The following is a 17,421-nucleotide window of genomic DNA, read 5'->3' on the forward strand; positions in this document are numbered from 1 at the left end:
AAGACATAAAAAAAGCGAGCTCAATAGCTCGCTTTTTTGTTGGAATTTTTTCAATTATTCAGCAGAAGTTTTCTTTTCCATGAAACCCAGCTTTTTACCAATCCATGCCAATAGGATCATCGACACCATGATTGCGAAGAAATTTGAGCCTGCTTCTGGGTATTGCGCTTTGATAAACGCAGAGTGACCAAAGGCACCAACAAAGAAACACGCTAAGCCCACTAACGGAATATCTTCCGATACCGGGTTGTTTAAGTACTCTTGGTAAAGAGCTTGTACAGCCAGTACGAGTGCAATCAGTGGGAAGATTGAGAAAGACACTTCACTCATGGTCAACCATGACAATAAAGCATCACCACACATACCTGCAACCAGTGCCAAAATCAGCGTTTTCTTTTCAGATTTATTTCCATTCGACATTATTCTATCCCGCCTTTTAATCGGTTACGTTCACGTTCTTTGCGATACCAATAGGCCCCTTTGGCTATCATTCGCAATTGCATGATCAATCGCTCGGCGAGTTCATCGCGCTCACGTCGATCTAAATCTAAAGCTTCAGCACCCGAACTAAAGACCAAAGTCACCGACGCCTCTGCTTGAGTATACGCCTCTTCTCTGGTCATACCGGTGCTCATTAAATACTCGGTTAATTCTGCCGCAAAATGCTGAATTTCTCGAGCGACGGCAGTACGAAATTCAGAAGAAGTGCCAGAGCGCTCACGCAATAATAAGCGGAATACGTTAGGGCTACTTTCAATGAATTCCATAAAGGTTTCAACCGAAGTTCGAATCACACTGCCTTCTTTGACAATACGTTGACGTGCCTGACGCATCAGTTGACGTAATAGTAAACCTCCTTCATCAACCATTGTTAAGCCTAGCTCATCCATGTCTTTGAAGTGACGATAAAAAGAAGTGGGTGCAATTCCTGCCTCTCGGGCAACTTCTCGCAAGCTGAGACTGGAAAAGCTGCGATCCGCACTTAATTGACTAAATGCCGCATCGATCAGCGATCGACGTGTCTTCTCTTTTTGTTGCGCGCGGATTCCCATCGATTTCATTCTTAACTTGCTCTTTTCTGTAGGGTACAAGAGCTTCAATATAACGCAATTCACCCCTACGGAGAAAGATATGTTGCCTCACCCAAGGTAAGCGGCGAGAACGTTACTATTGGCATGCATCTAATTGCAATGTTCTCGAGTCAATTTATAGACATACAACATACCAATTCATCCTTTTGTTCGATTCTGCGTGATCACTTCCACTCTCTCGCAGCCATTACGTGTACGTATAGAGCAAATGAGTTAAAATCGCGCTAAAGCAATGTTAAGCAAATATAACAAGGAAGGCATCATGGCGCATGTTAATCACTATGACGTGATCGTAATTGGTAGTGGCCCTGGCGGAGAAGGGGCTGCAATGGGGTTAACCAAAGCGGGACTAAATGTTGCCATCGTCGAGAAAGAAAGCAGTGTGGGCGGCGGCTGTACGCACTGGGGAACCATTCCATCGAAAGCGCTGCGCCATGCAGTAAGCCGTATCATCGAATTCAATAGCAACCCGCTATTTTGCAGAAACAACACCAGCCTTCATGCAACATTTTCTGACATTTTAGGCCATGCAAAAACGGTCATCGATAAACAAACTCGCCTTCGTCAGGGGTTTTACGACCGCAATGACTGCACGCTGCTGTTCGGTACTGCACGTTTTATCGATACGCACTCTATCGCGGTAATGCAAAATGACGGTACGGAAGAAACCTACTCGGCCGATAAATTTGTCATCGCGACGGGCTCTCGTCCTTACCGACCAAGCGATGTCGACTTCTTGCATGAACGAATCTACGACAGTGACTCTATCCTGAGCCTGAAACACGACCCTCGTCATATCATCATTTATGGTGCAGGCGTTATCGGTTGTGAGTACGCCTCTATCTTCCGCGGACTTGGTGTGAAAACCGACCTAATCAATACCCGGGATCGTTTGTTGGAGTTCTTGGATAACGAAGTGTCTGATGCACTGTCTTACCACTTCTGGAACAGCGGCGTTGTCATTCGTAACGACGAAACCTACGAGAAAATCGAAGGCACAGAAGATGGCGTCATTATTCACCTGCAGTCAGGCAAGAAAATGCGTGCCGATTGTTTGCTGTATGCGAACGGCAGAACCGGTAACACCGACAAACTCAGTTTGGATGTCGTCGGTCTAGAATCGGATTCTCGCGGCCAGCTTAAAGTGAACCGCAACTACCAAACAACGGTTGAGCATATTTACGCAGTGGGTGATGTGATTGGCTACCCTAGCCTTGCGAGCGCAGCCTATGACCAAGGTCGCTTTGTCGCACAAGCGATCACTAAAGGTCAGGCTGAAAACTATCTGATTGAAGACATCCCGACTGGCATCTACACCATTCCGGAAATCAGCTCTGTTGGTAAAACAGAACAAGAACTGACGGCGGCGAAAGTACCTTACGAAGTCGGTCGCTCTTCATTCAAACATCTGGCTCGGGCGCAAATTGCAGGCAAAGATGTTGGCAGTTTGAAGATTTTGTTCCATCGTGAAACCAAGGAAATTCTCGGTATTCACTGCTTTGGTGAACGTGCGGCGGAAATCATCCACATCGGCCAAGCCATCATGGAGCAAAAAGGCCAAGCCAATACGATTGAATACTTCGTGAATACCACCTTCAACTACCCGACCATGGCCGAAGCCTATCGTGTAGCCGCATTGAATGGATTGAACCGATTGTTCTAGTCCCCATTCTACACAGGGATAATGAGTTAAATTAGTATTTGGATTGCCATGATCCAAAAGCCAAAACAGCAGGTTTTCGACCTGCTGTTTTTATTTACGCGATTAGGCGAGGAACGTTCCTTTACGCCATTGATAGAAGAATATCGCTCCGAGACCAATCCCTCGCATCGCCATAAAGCTGGTCATCGCCAACCAAAGCGCATGGTTTTCCCACCCAGCAAAAAGAGAAAAGACCACAAAGAAGCAGCACGTTGCGACAAACATACTGTTCCGCATGTCCTTGCCTTTAGTGGCACCAACAAAAATGCCATCAAATAAGAAACACCACATAGACGCCAACGGCATCACCACCAGCCAAGGTAGATAGATCGCTGCTTGCTGCTGCACAATCTCAATAGAAGTGATCATGGCGATCAAATTCGATCCCGCCAAACCAAATACCGCAGTAAGTCCCAAACAGATGATCAGACTCCAAAAGAATGTCCCTACCAGAGAGGCACTGAGCTGAGCTCGGTCTTTCGCGCCAATCGCTTTCCCCACCATCGCTTCCATCGCGTAGGCAAAACCATCCATACCGTAGGAAATCATCATCAAGAAGCTCATCAACACGGCATTCGCCGCGACAACCTCATCCCCAAAACTCGCGCCTTGAAACGTCATAAAGCTAAACGCGGCTTGCAAGCACAATGAACGCAGAAAGATATCGCGATTGAGTTTCACAAATCGCCCTAGCCCATGTTGAGTGTCAGCAAGTAACTGCTTGGGTAATGGCAGCTGACGTACTTGCCATGCCTTCCACACGCAGACCAAGCCAAACGCCATGCCTGAGTAATCAGCAAGCACGGAGGCAAGCGCCGCACCTTCAACTTTCCAACCCAAGCCCATCACAAACAATAAATCGAGCGCGATGTTAGTGACATTGGTGATGATCACCATCCACATCGGTGCTTTGGAGTTTTGCGTGCCGAGCAACCAGCCCAACAGCACAAAATTCATCAGCGCCGCTGGCGCACTCCATACTCGGATAGAGAAATATTGCATGCCGTAGTGTTTCACTTCGGCACTGGCATCACTCCAACCAAAGATCAAATCAGCAATCGGGTTATGGGCAATAAGGAAGACTAACGCAAACAGCAAAGCCATAAGTGAGCCTTGCATAAACACCAAGGCAAGTTGCTTTCGGTCTTCACCGCCATAGGACTGCGCCGCCAACCCAGTAGTCGACATACGCAAAAAACCAAGCAGCCAGAACGTTACGCTGATCATAGTGCTGCCCAGCGCAACGCCGCCCAAATACCAAGCGTGGTCTAAATGACCAATCACCGCCGCATCGACCAAACCGAGCAATGGAACAGTAATGTTCGACAACACCATCGGGATCGCGAGCGCTAACACCTGACGATGCACTTGAGGATTCGATAAAGGAGAGAAAATAGAGTTTGTCACAGGCACCTCGTTGTTTAGATCGACGAGTGTACCTGAGTGCTTAATGACTAGCCAATTACCACTTGATGTGAACAAGCACTGGCGTGAGACGGTGCTTTAGCATTGGAATTTTATTGAGCCAGCGTTGCCAAGCTTTCCATCGTGAACAGAATCGGTCGAATGGCGAGAACGCTTTCACCCATTGTGCCCACGGCAGCCATCTCAGAACTTGTTCCGCCGGTGCCTCAAATCCGTGGGCATAGTAATCCGAACCAAGCTTTTGCCCCCACTTGCTTTCTGTTAAGTCTCCAGCGAGTACCATACAAACCTCAGCTGAGACAAAATGGCGACCTAAGTTTTGAATAAACCGCGCAACATGTCGCTCAGAGCAATCCAACAATGCCATTTCGCACAGAATCAATACGGGTGATTTATCTGGAATGGTCAGAGATTCGAGCCACGACATGTCTTCCACACTCCCACTGCGATGTTCGTAGCGTTCGTTTTTATGGAATAGACGCTGACGCCAAACTAGATTCTCCGTAACATCCAATTCAATCCAGTGACAGCGGCCGTTATCCAAACGGTAAAAACGGGTATCGAGTCCAGCACCAACATTGATGATCCAAGCGTCCGGATTTTGCTGCAAAAACTGCGTTACCTGTTGGTCGCACAGTTGAGTCAACGTCACGTGTAGCAGCTGCTTTTGCGCGATATCACCACTTAAACAATCAGGTGCCATCTTGCAGCTTAGACAAGCTTTCGCTGCAATGGGGTCATACACCAAACCATTGTCGACCATGCTTTCACGGCTGCGTAATAGCAAAGGCTTCAATAGATGATTAGGAACTTGATGTTTTGACTTAGACATGGGCATTTCCTGCGCCAGTGAGAAAGAGTGGACACTGGAAAGGATGATAATGAATATCAATTACATTATCAAGCACAGAGAGAGCCGACAAGAATATGAGAAATAAACTGCGAGCAGGAAATCAAAGCGGATGAGAAAAAAGTGCTAAGACAAATAGGCAACAGCCCAGAGAAACTGGGCTGTTGCGATAAACTTACATCCAATCGGTATTGCGAATAATACCAACGGCTAAGCCTTCAATAGTCAGATGCTGAGACGTTAAGTCCACTTGAATCGGTGCAAACTCTTCATTCTCTGCATGCAATAAAACGGTTGAACCTTTACGCTCCAAGCGCTTGACGGTCACATCGTCATCAACACGAGCAACGACAACCTGACCATCGCGAACATCTTGTGTTTTGTGCACAGCAAGCAAATCACCGTCCATAATACCGATGTCTTTCATACTTTCGCCATTTACGCGAAGTAAGAAATCCGCTTGCGGCTTGAACATCGCAGGGTCAACTTGGTAGTGCGCTTCTACGTGCTCTTGAGCCAGAATCGGCTCACCCGCAGCGACTTGACCAATCAGAGGCAAGCCCTGTTCGTCATTGGCCGCATCTTCAAGCAGGATTCGGATCCCACGCGATGCGCCCGGAATAATTTCAATGGCTTGCTTACGAGCAAGCGCTTTTAGGTGTTCCTCTGCGGCATTCGCAGAGCGGAAGCCAAGCTCACGCGCAATCTCTGCACGAGTTGGTGGCATTCCAGTGTCATCGATTTTGCTTTTAATCAAATCGAAGACTTGTTGTTGGCGTGGCGTTAACGGCTTCATGTCTCACCTGTCTTTTTATACAGTTAACTGTGAGTATATCCAGTAAATGGTCAAATGGAAACCCAATTGGTTGTTTTTTAATTTATTTGCTGCGCTTTCTGAACTTGCCCACAAACTGTGGCGCAAAACGCGTTTAAAACACCGTACCTGAAGTTAATCAAAGTAAAGCAACAACTTAGGAGTTCGACTAATTTCCACTCAATAAAATTAAAAGGTTTGACCAGTTTCTGGTATCCTTGCTGCGCTTAAAATTTATTGCCTAGGCTTATTTCTATTGCCGTACTCATTTCTTTGCCAAGAAGTTGAACCACGCGGACACAGAACTAAGGTTGGGCCTGTTTGAATACCTATTGAGGCTGTGAACTTTATGTCTTCTGGACAATCATTTTCACGTTCATTACTAAAACTACCTTTATCGGTAATGGTAAAGGGCACCACAATCCCATCGAATCCGATTGACGATCTCAACATCGACCTAACTAAGCCGATTGTGTATGCCTTGCCGTTCCGTTCGAACGTGGATTTGCTGACACTGCAAAAACAAGCCATGAGCCTTGGGCTACCAGACCCGCTCAGTCCGCTGGAAATCAATGGCAAAACGCTTAATCGTTTCGTCTTTATTGCCTCACGTCCAACCGTGATGGGTAATGACAACGACATCCCGACAGATTCTGTTTCTCTATTTACTGAGCTGCTGGAACTGCACAAGCTTGATAGCGAGCTTGATGTGCAAATGATCCCAGCGACCGTACTTTGGGGACGCAAACCAGGTAAAGAAGAGAGCCATCGACCGTACCTGCAACCAATGAATGGGCCACAAAAAGCGAAAGCGGTAATGGCAGCAGGTCGTGACTGTTTGGTGCGCTTTAGCCCGGTGGTTTCACTGCGTTATATGGCGGATTCTCACGGTACAGACAGTGCTATTGCGCATAAATTGGCGCGCGTGGCACGTATCCACTTTTCTCGTCAAAAATTGGCGGCATCAGGTCCAAACCTACCGCAACGCCAAGTGCTATTTGCTCGCCTGTTAAAGTCACCTGCAATTGAACAAGCGATTGAAGACGAGGCAAAAAGCAAAGACATTTCGATTGAGAAAGCGCGCAAAGAAGCCCATGACATCATGGATGAAATCGCAGCCGACTTCTCATACGGTCTGGTGAAGAACGGCGATCGCATCCTGAGCTGGCTGTGGACCAAACTGTATCAAGGCCTGCACATCAACAACGCTTCGACAGTACGTCGCTTGGCGCAAGATGGCCATGAGATCGTTTACGTGCCGTGTCACCGTAGTCACATGGACTACCTACTGCTGTCTTACGTTCTGTACCATGAAGGTATGGTGCCACCGCACATTGCTGCGGGTATCAACCTGAACTTCTTCCCTGCGGGTCCGATTTTCCGTCGTGGTGGTGCGTTCTTTATTCGTCGTAGCTTTAAAGGCAACAAACTGTACTCCACGATTTTCCGTGAGTATCTAGCCGAGCTGTTTGCAAAAGGTTACTCGGTAGAGTACTTCAGCGAAGGTGGTCGCTCACGTACCGGCCGCTTACTGCAAGCGAAAACGGGTATGTTGGCCATGACGATTCAAGCGATGCTGCGTGGTCTAAACCGTCCGGTAACGCTGGTACCGGTTTACATCGGTTACGAGCACGTAATGGAAGTTGGCACTTACGCCAAAGAGCTGCGCGGTAAACGTAAAGAGAAAGAAAACGCAGGTCTTGTTCTGCGCACTCTACGTAAACTGCGTAACTTTGGTTTGGGCTACGTGAACTTCGGTGAGCCAATTCAGCTCAACCAATACCTTAACGAGCACGCGCCAGAGTGGACAAAAGACATCGATAGCATGGGCGGTAGCAAACCACAGTGGATGAACCCTGTGGTCAATGAGCTAGCGAACAAGATGATGACGCACATTAACGATGCGGCAGCGGCAAACGCCTTAACGCTTTGTGCAACAGCATTGTTGGCTTCTCGTCAACGTGCACTGTCTCGTGATTCTCTGATCAATCAGATTGAGTGCTACTTGAAGCTACTGAAGAACAACCCATACTCAAGCACTTCAACCATCCCAACGGAAAGTGCTGAAGAGTTGGTTGATCACGCTATCTCGTTAGATAAGTTTGTGATTGAAACAGACAGCATGGGCGACATCATTTCTCTTGATCGTAGTCAATCGATTCTGATGACTTACTATCGCAACAACATCATTCACTTGTTTGCGCTGCCATCATTGATTGCCCAGATGATTATTCGTCAGCGCAATCTCACCGTGGAGAAAATCCAAGAGAACGTCGCGCAAATCTACCCATTCTTGAAGAAAGAGCTGTTCCTAAGCTACCAAGAGGAAGATTTAAACGACCTTGTGGTGAAAACGTTGAATGAGTTTGCCGAACAGAAAATGATCTGTCTTGATGGCAACAAATTGGAAATCAACCAATCAAACAACCAACCGCTGGTTCTACTTGGTCGCACGATTACTGAGACGCTGCAGCGTTACTCCATCGCCATGAACCTATTGGTTGCGTACCCTGAATTGGGTAAATCGGATCTGGAACAGAAGAGCCAAGACATCGCGCAACGTTTAGGTCGCCTGCACGGTATCAACGCGCCGGAGTTCTTCGACAAAGGTGTGTTTACCGCCATGTTCAATACGCTCAAACAGCAAGAGTACCTCGATAGCGACGGTAACTGCGATAAGAAGAAAACGCAGAAATTTGCCAAGCTACTGTTTACGCTGCTGTACCCAGAAGTGAAGTTGACCATCGAAGAAAGTATCCACCAACTTCAGGCATAACAAACACAAAAAAACAAAAGGCATCCAATTGGATGCCTTTTTTGATCTTCGGATTGATTACCAGAACGCGACTAATAAACCTATCGCTATCACCATGCCAACGTAGTTGTTGTTAAGGAAAGCTCTGAAACACAAATCGCGCTCGCGGTGGCGGATCAAATGCTGCTGATAAACAAACAATGATGCGGCAATCAGCACCGTCCAGTAGTAACTTTGGCCTAATTGATAAAACTGCCCTAGCCCCACCAACATCGCCAACGTCACTAACTGTAACACTCCAATAATTAACTTGTCGTGGCGACCGAACAGAATCGCTGTCGATTTGATACCGATTTTTAAATCGTCATCGCGATCCACCATTGCATACTGAGTGTCGTAGGCAATCGTCCACAATGCATTAATCACAAACACAAACCAAACCATCACTGGTAGCTCACCGGTTTGTGCCGCCCACGCCATAGGAATCGCCCAGCTAAACGCTAATCCCAAAAACAGCTGCGGGATATGCGTGTAACGCTTCATAAAAGGGTAAATAAAGGCTAAGACAAGGCCCGCAAAAGAGAGCTGAATCGTTAAGGGGTTCATGGTCAACACAAGTAAGAATGAGCTCACGGCCAGAACCAAAAATAAGCCAATCGCCTCTTTCGCCGTGACCTTACCCGAAGGCAATGGACGCTGTTTAGTACGCTTCACATGACCATCGACTTTGCGGTCTGCAAAATCGTTAATGACGCAGCCTGCACTACGCATTAAAAATACACCCAACACAAATACAATGAGCACATCCCAACTCGGTATGCCTTGGGCTGCAATGACCAGAGCCCAAACCGTTGGCCACAACAATAATAGTGAACCAATTGGGCGATCCATTCGCATCAGCTGCCAATATGCTTTGGCTTTTTCTGCGGACATTTACCCTCTCTCCTTGGCGTAAATAGGTGAATTCGATAAGAATAACTCAGCGACTAACATAGGTTTGTGATTCATCCACAACCTTGAGCGTCGTGCGAGAAAACGGCCTTGAGGCAAGTGAACCCAACCCATTTGGAGCGAGTCGCGCTCGACATTATCGGCGCTAAAGACGGTGAGCCCTAGTGGGATATCGCCTTGCTGCGCTAAGTCGTATTGCTGATCGACCAACGTAGTACGTGGGATCAAAGTACGACCAACAACCCAAGGGCAGTCGTCTCCACACAGGACGACCTCTCTTAGGAGGCAATCTTGCTCAGACAGTAACTGACTTTCATCCGATTTCAGTGTCTTCGCTGTGACGATATGATTTTGCAGCAGCTCTACCGTCAATTCCTGACAGTGCTGCTTTAAACGACGTGACAAAGACCCTTGTTCTTCCAGCCAATGCTTGGCAAATTCGTTTGGAAATTCAAATTCTTCGGGCTTTTGCCACTCTACTTCCAATAAAGAAGCAAGATAGAGTGATGTTGGCTGATTCATACTAGTATTCAATTGGAGGCTTTATGCGTACAATAAAGCAACAACTTACCGTCTTATTGAAACCGTAAGTTCCGTTATTTGTTATAGACGGTCTATTGTATCAAGACTGAAGCGATTCGAATATCGCGATCCAGAGAAAGAAAAGTTAGAAATATGTACAAACGTTATGTAGCCCAAATTATTTTTGCGTTAACAATCCTGATCTCCGCACCAAGTTGGGCTGAAACGGAAGAGACTGGACCAAAATTAGCGTACTTCACCCTAGAGCCAGATTTAACCACTAACTTTTACACCAAAGGTAAAAAATTAGGCTATGTACAAGTGCGTATCGACATCATGGTGATGAGCCAACAAGACCTAGCGATTGTTGAGCACCATCAACCCTTGATTCGCGATGCGGTCATCGAACTCCTAGGCAAACAAACCGAAGATACGATCAAGTCGCTTTCTGGCCGAGAAGACCTACGCAAAACGTTGGTAAAAGAGCTAAACGAAACCTTACTGCCAGAGACAGGGAAAACCGTCATTGCTGATTTGCTGTTTACCAAATACCTCTATCAGTAAGGAACGCTGCTTTAGATACAAAAAGACCGCTTTCGAGCGGTCTTTTTTTGTTTTTGCTATCACGCTTGTTGTTGGTATTTCTGCTTGCCCGAGTCGAACAGCGCAATCGCCATCCCGGCTAACAAGCCAGCTAAGTGAGCCGTATTGGCAATGGCCATAAACGGTTGCACAAAACCAAGTACCAACCACACCAACATAAAACCAATGATGGATTTCGGCAGCGTTAAACCTAAATGAGGTAAACGGTAACCCAAAACCCACAAATAGCCGAGTAGCGCGTACACAACACCAGATAACCCGCCGAAGTTCGCACCTTCAACATAGAACTGGCCAGCACCAGAGAGTGCCGCAGATACCACAAAGATTTGCAGTAACTTGCCAGAACCAAGTCGACGTTCAATATCGCCACCAAGTTGCCACCACCACAACAAGTTAAAGATGATGTGTGTTACCGAGAAATGCAGCAATGCATGACTCACCCAACGCCACAATTGCCATTGCTGGCCTTCAAACGCGGGAAAGTGCAACAGAGCAAATACCCCATTTCCAAAGCCTAACATCTGCAAACCATAAATCACGGCGCATACGGTCATGATCAATAAGGTCACTGGACCGGCTTTGGCTTTGATCATTCCCATGATGCTTGGGCTAGCGTAATGAAATTGGCTCTTACGAGTATCGGCAACGTCCCAGGAAGCGGCGCTGTATTTGCTAGCGGATGGATTCGCCAAAAATTGCTTCAGTTCGGCCTCTGCCTCAACTTCATGCTGGCTGTCCGTAAGCCAAAGTGCAAATTGTCCTTCACCTTCGGGCATCATCTCAATATCTATCTGACGAGAGGCCATATAATCGATAAAGGCTTGCGCCATGCGTGGATTATTTAACGTTACCAATCTCTTCATTAACTTCTCACTATCGGTAGTTGTGCTCGCTGCCAGGCTTCAAAGCCACCGTCTACACTGTACACCTGTTCGAAACCTTGGTTAACTAAATATTGCGCTGCGCCTTGGCTGCTAATTCCGTGATAACACATCACGAGGATCGGCTGTTCAAACTCTACATCTTCCATAAACGCCACAATCGTATCGTTGGTTAGATGATAAGCCGACTCAGCATGTGCCACGGCAAACGATTGAGGATCACGAATATCTACAAGCTTTGCCTCGCCCTGCTCAAGCAAAGCCTGTGCACCTTGTACATCGATATGCTGAAACTGGTCCATTTACTTTCTCATTCTGTCGTTATGAATATACCCAAATAACCTTGGCACCCGAACTAAAAACTCAGCTGCTCGGTGTATTAAGTCGGAAAAAGTCATTTGGGTATACTGCCGCCATTGTAACCTATCCAGTGGCAAACTTAGACACAAGGATAATCAGGGCTTTTAAAACTGTACACATTCCAACCATTTGTGGATAAAGCTGTGAATTGCGTTGATAAAGTACATTTGGATCTTTTGATCCACAAGATGTAGTGATGATCCTGATCTAGCTGTGTGTATATTTATAACTATCCCCAAGCGACAAAACCGCTATCACCCTTATTTTGTCTGGGTTTCGAACAGTTGATAAATAATTACCTCACAGAGTTATACACAGGCAGCACAGAAAATTTAGATCGCAAACGCTATCTATTTTCGATCGAAAATAAAAAAGCCGAGATCACATGATCTCGGCTTTCTATGAAAAACTTACTTTATATTAGAGGCTGAAGTTAGAACTCACCAACGGCCAATTTCAGCTTCTTCATCGCATTCTTTTCTAACTGACGAATACGCTCTGCAGAAACGCCAAACTCATCAGCCAAGTCTTGCAATGTTGCTTTCTCATCGTCTAACCAACGAGAGCGCACAATGCGTTGGCTACGCTCATCTAGGCTTGCTAGTGCGTGACCAAGACGATTATTGGTGTGCATTTCCCAGTTTGCAGCTTCGATGTTGTCAGCCACGTCCGACGATTTGTCTTCTAGGTACAGCATCGGTGCAGTGTATGAGCTAGTCACACTGTCATCATCGTCAGTTGGCATATCGAACGTTGAATCGACCGCCGCAAGACGTGATTCCATCTCACGAACTTCGGAAGGTTCTACGCCCAACTCACGAGCTACGGTTTCGACTTCGCCATTGTTAAACCAACCTAAGCGTTTTTTCGATTTGCGTAGATTGAAGAACAATTTACGCTGCGCTTTAGTTGTTGCAATTTTAACGATACGCCAGTTACGTAGTACGTACTCATGGATCTCTGCTTTGATCCAGTGAACAGCAAAAGACACCAAACGTACGCCCACTTCTGGGTTAAAACGTTTAACGGCTTTCATTAGACCGATATTGCCCTCTTGTACTAGATCTGCCATTGGCAAACCGTAGCCTGAGTAACCTCGAGCAACGTGAACAACGAATCTTAGGTGTGACAGGATCAGGCCTTTCGCAGCCTCAATCTCACCTTTGTAGTGTAATCGTTCTGCCAGTTCACGCTCTTCGTCTGCTGTCAGCATTGGGTAGCTGTTTACAGAGCGAATATAGCTATCAAGGCTATCTTGCGTGACTAGAGCCATCGGATACGCTTCTTTTGTCATTCAATTCCTCATCAATCTCTGATCTGGAGCATTACATTGCAATTTAGCTTCGATATCTTGAACTCAAAATGAACAAGTTTCAAGAAGGGCGAGCAATTATCCATAAACAATTGGTCTAAACAAGAGGTAAAAATTAGCTTGTGCTAATAAATTCCAAGTATAAGACCTTCATCACTTAAACTGGTTCAATTTCTTTTAAGTGGCGCTGCGCTGAAATGCGCGCGGCAATACAACCTAAAAGGCTACCGGTGATAATCAGCAGCAAAGATTCATCCCAACTTAGGCCAATCAAACGGAATTGGCTGTCGTACAACGCGGCAAGATCTTCTACGGCGCTGTTCATCACAATGGTCACTAACGCCGTAACAAACCAAGCAATGACACCACCTAGTACACCAAACCACATACCTGTGTATAGGTACGGACGCAAAATGAAGCCGTCGGTCGCACCGATAAGCTTCATGGTTTGAATCTCTTCTTTATTCGCCAGTACATTAAAACGTAATGTGTTACCAACGATTAAAAATACCGCACCCAACATCAGGATTGTCAGAGTCACGACAATAATGCCTGCTAGTGTTTTGATGGCATTTAAGCGCGCAAGCCAGTCTTCATCTAGCCTAACATCGGTCACATCTTGTTGTTGACCTACTTCTTTTGCTAGGGCTTGAATGTCTGTTTTGATATCAGATTCTGGCGTAATCACCAACACGCCTGGTAATGCATAACCGCTTAGCAAGCTCAGTGCTTGGTCAAAACCCGCGTACTGGCTTAAATCGGCCAAACCTTGCTGTGGAGAAATATATTCCACTTCTTTTACAAGAGGCCAAGTTTCAATTTGATCTTTGAGAACCATCACACGCGCATCCGGCATGCCTTCCACTAAGTAAGCACTAACTTGCGAGGGAGATGCCACATCTTCGGCAGCGCCTGCCACGTTTTTGCCCAATAGATACAAACAAGCTGGCATGGCAAGTGCCATGGAGATGACCGCTAGAGTCAGAATGTTGCCTAGTGGTCGTTGCCATAAGGCGCTAAAAGAGGATTTTGCTTGTTTTGCATGGACAGAGAAAAAACCATCGGTATTTGCACGCTTGGCACTGCGGCCTTTCCCTTTCTTTTGGGAGTGCTTGTTACCTGCCATAGTCTTCTACCTCACTTAGGAAGCCTTGGTTCAATTCAAAATGACGATATTGTGGGCGAGTGTTTACTAACCCAACATCGTGCGTGGCAAGTAGGATGGTCACGCCCGCACGGTTAAATTCTTCGAATAAACGCAACACACGGTTGGATAATTCTGGGTCAAGGTTACCCGTTGGCTCATCTGCCACTAATAACGTTGGTCGGTTTACCACTGCACGGGCAATACCAACGCGTTGTTGTTCACCACCAGAAAGCTGGCTCGGCAAACAACGGGCTTTATCGAGTAAGCCCGTTTTGTCTAACGCCGCAGAAACGCGACGCTTAATTTCAGTTTCGGAAATCGATTCAATACGCATCGGCAGTGCGACGTTGTCGTACACACTGCGATCCATTAATAGACGGTGGTCTTGAAAGACAATCCCAATATTGCGGCGCAAAAATGGAATGTCTTTGCTTGGAATGCGCGTGATGTCGTGACCATTGAAATGGATTTTGCCATCGGTCGGACGCTCTATTGCACATATCAATTTCAACAAGGTACTTTTACCGGCGCCGGAGTGCCCGCCTAAAAACGCCATTTCTCCGCGCCTCAGGTGAAAATCGACTTTTTGTAGTGCTTGTCGACCACCTCGGTAAGCTTTACTCACTTGTTGAAATTTGATCACCGTTGATTTCCTCTAACTTCAATTACTCTTCACGGCTAAACAAAGCGTCGATAAACTCTTGAGTTTCAAAAGGACGCAAGTCTTCAATGCCTTCGCCAACACCAATGTAGCGAATTGGAATACCAAACTGATCAGCGATAGCGAAAATAACGCCGCCCTTCGCTGTACCATCCAGCTTAGTCAATGTAATCCCGGTTAGAGGAGCTACATCACTGAAAAGTTTCGCTTGGCTAATCGCATTTTGACCAGTACCCGCATCCAGCGTCAGCATGATTTCATGTGGTGCAGAATCATCAATTTTCTTCATCACACGTACAATCTTACGGAGCTCTTCCATTAGGTTGGCTTTGTTTTGTAGACGACCCGCCGTATCGGCGATAACCACATCGACGCCACGCGCTTTTGCCGCTTCAATCGCATCGTAGATAACCGATGCGCTATCTGCGCCAGTATGCTGCGCGATCACAGGAACATTGTTACGCTCGCCCCACACTTGCAGCTGCTCAACCGCGGCCGCTCGGAAAGTATCGCCAGCTGCTAACATCACTTTCTTGCCTTGGCTTTGGAACTGCTTCGCAAGTTTACCGATGGTGGTGGTTTTACCCACACCATTCACACCAACCATCAAGATGACATAAGGTGTTTTGCTACTGTCGATATCTAGAGGCTGTTCTACTTTAGATAGAATCTCCGCCATTTCTTCTTTCAGCAGACCATAAAGGGCTTCGCCATCTTTCAGATCACCTCGAGAGGCTTTTTCTGTCAGGTTGTTGATGATTTTTGTGGTGGTGTCCATGCCCACATCGGCAATGAGCAGTTGCTCTTCTAGCTCTTCAAATAGGTCGTCATCGATTTTTTTACCGCTGAACAGACCAAAGAAACCAGCACCAATGTTTGCTTTCGTACGGCTAAGGCTGCGTTTAAGGCGAGCGAAGAAGCTTTCTGTCGGCTTTTCTTGCTCTTGAATACGAGGCGCAACCGGTACTTGTGGCTCTTCTGCTTCTGCTTCTGCTTCTGCTTCTGCTTCTGCTTCTGCTGGGGCAGCCTCAGCTTTTTCTGGCTCTTGTTCAAGCTCTTGAGTTTGTTGCGCTTGCTCAGCAATCTCTTCGGTTTGCTGCTCTTCAGAAGGCGCTTCCACTGCTTCTTCTGTTACTGTTTCTTCAGTTTTTGGCTTTGGGCTTTGTTCTTCGTCACCAAAACCTAGCCACGAAAGTAATCCGCGCTTCTTTTTTTCCGTCATCTGGGGCTATCCTAGATTGTCTTTTTATCTATTAATGACTCTTTTTTGACAAGATTATTATCTGTCTAAAAAAGGCTAATGACAAAGTTGTGAAAACTTTCCAATTAGGTGATTCTAATCTTATTAGTGTTACACTCTGTCATCTTGAATTTTCTGGGCTGTATCCAAGCTCAAAGCTTGGGCGATTGGGTATAGTATCACTTTATTAGCGGTCAAAAAATCTATGGTAAGACGTCGCCAGCAAAACACATCACAAAAAAAGCCAACAACGGGCTTTGTTCGCATTATTAGTGGTTTATGGAGAGGCAGAAAACTCCCTGTCCATGACGCTGAAGGTTTGCGTCCAACCACTGACCGCGTGAAAGAAACCCTGTTTAACTGGTTAGCACAAGATGTGCCGCAAGCAAAATGCCTCGATTTATTTGCTGGCTCTGGTGGTTTAGGTTTTGAATCGGCTTCACGCCAAGCAGAACTCGTGACCATGATTGAGCTCAACCCGCAAGCTTTTCAGCAGTTACAAAAAAACGTCGCGTCGTTGAAAGCCACTAATATCCAAGTGGTGAACACCGATGCCTTGAGCTTTCTGAAACAACCAGGCACACCACATCACGTGGTTTTCATCGATCCACCTTTCCGTAAGGGATTATTGGATGAAACCGTGACCTTGTTAGAGCAAAACGGTTGGCTTGCAGAAGACGCAATGATTTATATTGAAACGGAAAAAGAGCTGAGCATTGCTGGGCTTCCGGAAAATTGGCACCTGCACAGAGAAAAAACCGCAGGCCAAGTCAGTTACCGTCTGTATGAACGTACCTCAGCCTAACGCCTCGATTTAAAAGGACACTAAAATGAAAGCACTACTTATCCTAGCTAAAGCGGCGATTGCCTTTGTTTGGCTGGTTTTGATTCTGAATATTGTGATGCCATTTCCAGGTAATGCTGCGATTGCGTTGTACATCATGACAGCCTTCTTGTTCATCATGCACGGTTTGCAAATGGCAATCTTCATTGGTGCATTTGGCGATAAGATTCAGATGAGCAGTTGGGAAAAGTATTCCATCTTGATTTTTGGTATTTTTGCCCTGCTCGACATTCGTCGTAAACACATGATGTAAACATCGTTAT

Annotated in this window: 18 protein-coding genes; 5 read left to right on the forward strand and 13 right to left on the reverse strand. The window is 46.4% G+C overall.

Features of this window, described 5'->3' with window-relative positions:
* Nucleotides 1-54 precede the first annotated feature (54 nt).
* The gene (locus ACF8EG_RS00025) at nt 55-420 is read right to left on the reverse strand and encodes a YijD family membrane protein (RefSeq protein WP_005460363.1); all 366 of its coding nucleotides are present in this window, start codon (nt 418-420) and stop codon (nt 55-57) included.
* Nucleotides 420-1,061, reverse strand: coding sequence for an HTH-type transcriptional repressor FabR (fabR, locus tag ACF8EG_RS00030; protein ID WP_005480868.1), 642 nt, complete (start codon nt 1,059-1,061; stop codon nt 420-422). The genes ACF8EG_RS00025 and fabR overlap by 1 nt, the downstream gene beginning before the upstream one ends.
* A gap of 262 nt (nt 1,062-1,323) precedes the next feature.
* On the opposite strand from fabR, the gene sthA reads away from it, so the two are divergent.
* On the forward strand, nt 1,324-2,754 hold the full coding sequence (gene sthA, locus ACF8EG_RS00035) for a Si-specific NAD(P)(+) transhydrogenase (RefSeq protein ID WP_079858980.1): 1,431 nt from the start codon (nt 1,324-1,326) through the stop codon (nt 2,752-2,754).
* A gap of 102 nt (nt 2,755-2,856) precedes the next feature.
* On the opposite strand, the gene dinF is transcribed toward sthA, so the two are convergent.
* The 3 genes from dinF to lexA form a co-directional block, all read right to left on the reverse strand.
* Nucleotides 2,857-4,200 (reverse strand): MATE family efflux transporter DinF, encoded by a 1,344-nt coding sequence (gene dinF / locus ACF8EG_RS00040; RefSeq protein ID WP_069488170.1) that lies wholly within the window; start codon nt 4,198-4,200, stop codon nt 2,857-2,859.
* A 55-nt stretch (nt 4,201-4,255) separates the two neighbouring features.
* Complete coding sequence (locus tag ACF8EG_RS00045) at nt 4,256-5,050, reverse strand: class I SAM-dependent methyltransferase (protein WP_005480879.1); 795 nt, start codon at nt 5,048-5,050, stop codon at nt 4,256-4,258.
* A 193-nt stretch (nt 5,051-5,243) separates the two neighbouring features.
* Entirely contained in the window at nt 5,244-5,864 is a 621-nt protein-coding gene (gene lexA / locus ACF8EG_RS00050; protein ID WP_005480871.1) for a transcriptional repressor LexA, read from the reverse strand.
* Between the two features lie 367 nt (nt 5,865-6,231).
* On the opposite strand from lexA, the gene plsB reads away from it, so the two are divergent.
* Nucleotides 6,232-8,658 carry a glycerol-3-phosphate 1-O-acyltransferase PlsB gene (gene plsB / locus ACF8EG_RS00055; protein WP_005460370.1) on the forward strand — a complete coding sequence of 809 codons (2,427 nt, stop codon included), beginning with the start codon at nt 6,232-6,234 and terminating at the stop codon, nt 8,656-8,658.
* Nucleotides 8,659-8,715: 57 nt separating this feature from the next.
* On the opposite strand, the gene ubiA is transcribed toward plsB, so the two are convergent.
* Nucleotides 8,716-9,570 carry a 4-hydroxybenzoate octaprenyltransferase gene (ubiA, locus tag ACF8EG_RS00060; RefSeq protein WP_005460372.1) on the reverse strand — a complete coding sequence of 285 codons (855 nt, stop codon included), beginning with the start codon at nt 9,568-9,570 and terminating at the stop codon, nt 8,716-8,718.
* The gene (locus ACF8EG_RS00065) at nt 9,571-10,110 is read right to left on the reverse strand and encodes a chorismate lyase (protein ID WP_021448417.1); all 540 of its coding nucleotides are present in this window, start codon (nt 10,108-10,110) and stop codon (nt 9,571-9,573) included. It lies immediately after the preceding gene.
* Nucleotides 10,111-10,263: 153 nt separating this feature from the next.
* On the opposite strand from ACF8EG_RS00065, the gene ACF8EG_RS00070 reads away from it, so the two are divergent.
* Nucleotides 10,264-10,674 (forward strand): flagellar basal body-associated protein FliL, encoded by a 411-nt coding sequence (locus ACF8EG_RS00070; RefSeq protein WP_005460376.1) that lies wholly within the window; start codon nt 10,264-10,266, stop codon nt 10,672-10,674.
* Between the two features lie 59 nt (nt 10,675-10,733).
* On the opposite strand, the gene glpG is transcribed toward ACF8EG_RS00070, so the two are convergent.
* The 6 genes from glpG to ftsY all read right to left on the reverse strand — a co-directional run bounded on the left by glpG (nt 10,734) and on the right by ftsY (nt 16,296).
* Nucleotides 10,734-11,576, reverse strand: coding sequence for a rhomboid family intramembrane serine protease GlpG (gene glpG, locus ACF8EG_RS00075; RefSeq protein WP_005496414.1), 843 nt, complete (start codon nt 11,574-11,576; stop codon nt 10,734-10,736).
* Nucleotides 11,576-11,896, reverse strand: coding sequence for a thiosulfate sulfurtransferase GlpE (gene glpE / locus ACF8EG_RS00080; protein ID WP_005460380.1), 321 nt, complete (start codon nt 11,894-11,896; stop codon nt 11,576-11,578). Before glpE ends, glpG begins: the two co-directional genes overlap by 1 nt.
* 491 nt (nt 11,897-12,387) lie before the next feature.
* Nucleotides 12,388-13,248, reverse strand: a complete 861-nt coding sequence (rpoH, locus tag ACF8EG_RS00085; RefSeq protein ID WP_020839826.1) for an RNA polymerase sigma factor RpoH — start codon at nt 13,246-13,248, stop codon at nt 12,388-12,390.
* A gap of 175 nt (nt 13,249-13,423) precedes the next feature.
* Nucleotides 13,424-14,392 carry a permease-like cell division protein FtsX gene (ftsX, locus tag ACF8EG_RS00090; protein ID WP_031781736.1) on the reverse strand — a complete coding sequence of 323 codons (969 nt, stop codon included), beginning with the start codon at nt 14,390-14,392 and terminating at the stop codon, nt 13,424-13,426.
* Entirely contained in the window at nt 14,382-15,056 is a 675-nt protein-coding gene (gene ftsE, locus ACF8EG_RS00095; protein WP_005481953.1) for a cell division ATP-binding protein FtsE, read from the reverse strand. The genes ftsX and ftsE overlap by 11 nt, the downstream gene beginning before the upstream one ends.
* 22 nt (nt 15,057-15,078) lie before the next feature.
* Nucleotides 15,079-16,296 (reverse strand): signal recognition particle-docking protein FtsY, encoded by a 1,218-nt coding sequence (gene ftsY, locus ACF8EG_RS00100; protein ID WP_069507202.1) that lies wholly within the window; start codon nt 16,294-16,296, stop codon nt 15,079-15,081.
* 223 nt (nt 16,297-16,519) lie between these two features.
* Between ftsY and rsmD the strand changes: the two genes are divergently transcribed.
* Nucleotides 16,520-17,119, forward strand: a complete 600-nt coding sequence (gene rsmD, locus ACF8EG_RS00105; RefSeq protein WP_005455148.1) for a 16S rRNA (guanine(966)-N(2))-methyltransferase RsmD — start codon at nt 16,520-16,522, stop codon at nt 17,117-17,119.
* 25 nt (nt 17,120-17,144) lie between these two features.
* Nucleotides 17,145-17,411: a DUF1145 domain-containing protein gene (locus ACF8EG_RS00110; RefSeq protein WP_005496405.1), complete on the forward strand. Its 267-nt coding sequence runs from the start codon at nt 17,145-17,147 to the stop codon at nt 17,409-17,411.
* The last annotated feature ends 10 nt before the right edge of the window (nt 17,412-17,421 follow it).

The organism is Vibrio sp. YQ_11, assembly GCF_043103065.1.
Taxonomy (GTDB): domain Bacteria; phylum Pseudomonadota; class Gammaproteobacteria; order Enterobacterales; family Vibrionaceae; genus Vibrio; species Vibrio parahaemolyticus.

Excerpts from the sequence above, each read along its gene's own strand:
- ACF8EG_RS00070 (WP_005460376.1), top strand. The coding sequence starts at position 10,264 with ATGTACAAACGTTATGTAGCCCAAATTATTTTTGCGTTAACAATCCTG.
- ftsX (WP_031781736.1), bottom strand. The coding sequence starts at position 14,392 with ATGGCAGGTAACAAGCACTCCCAAAAGAAAGGGAAAGGCCGCAGTGCC.
- ACF8EG_RS00045 (WP_005480879.1), bottom strand. The coding sequence starts at position 5,050 with ATGTCTAAGTCAAAACATCAAGTTCCTAATCATCTATTGAAGCCTTTG.
- ACF8EG_RS00110 (WP_005496405.1), top strand. The coding sequence starts at position 17,145 with ATGAAAGCACTACTTATCCTAGCTAAAGCGGCGATTGCCTTTGTTTGG.
- glpG (WP_005496414.1), bottom strand. The coding sequence starts at position 11,576 with ATGAAGAGATTGGTAACGTTAAATAATCCACGCATGGCGCAAGCCTTT.
- rsmD (WP_005455148.1), top strand. The coding sequence starts at position 16,520 with ATGGTAAGACGTCGCCAGCAAAACACATCACAAAAAAAGCCAACAACG.
- lexA (WP_005480871.1), bottom strand. The coding sequence starts at position 5,864 with ATGAAGCCGTTAACGCCACGCCAACAACAAGTCTTCGATTTGATTAAA.
- ubiA (WP_005460372.1), bottom strand. The coding sequence starts at position 9,570 with ATGTCCGCAGAAAAAGCCAAAGCATATTGGCAGCTGATGCGAATGGAT.
- rpoH (WP_020839826.1), bottom strand. The coding sequence starts at position 13,248 with ATGACAAAAGAAGCGTATCCGATGGCTCTAGTCACGCAAGATAGCCTT.
- sthA (WP_079858980.1), top strand. The coding sequence starts at position 1,324 with ATGTTAAGCAAATATAACAAGGAAGGCATCATGGCGCATGTTAATCAC.
- glpE (WP_005460380.1), bottom strand. The coding sequence starts at position 11,896 with ATGGACCAGTTTCAGCATATCGATGTACAAGGTGCACAGGCTTTGCTT.
- ACF8EG_RS00025 (WP_005460363.1), bottom strand. The coding sequence starts at position 420 with ATGTCGAATGGAAATAAATCTGAAAAGAAAACGCTGATTTTGGCACTG.
- ftsY (WP_069507202.1), bottom strand. The coding sequence starts at position 16,296 with ATGACGGAAAAAAAGAAGCGCGGATTACTTTCGTGGCTAGGTTTTGGT.
- fabR (WP_005480868.1), bottom strand. The coding sequence starts at position 1,061 with ATGAAATCGATGGGAATCCGCGCGCAACAAAAAGAGAAGACACGTCGA.
- ACF8EG_RS00065 (WP_021448417.1), bottom strand. The coding sequence starts at position 10,110 with ATGAATCAGCCAACATCACTCTATCTTGCTTCTTTATTGGAAGTAGAG.
- plsB (WP_005460370.1), top strand. The coding sequence starts at position 6,232 with ATGTCTTCTGGACAATCATTTTCACGTTCATTACTAAAACTACCTTTA.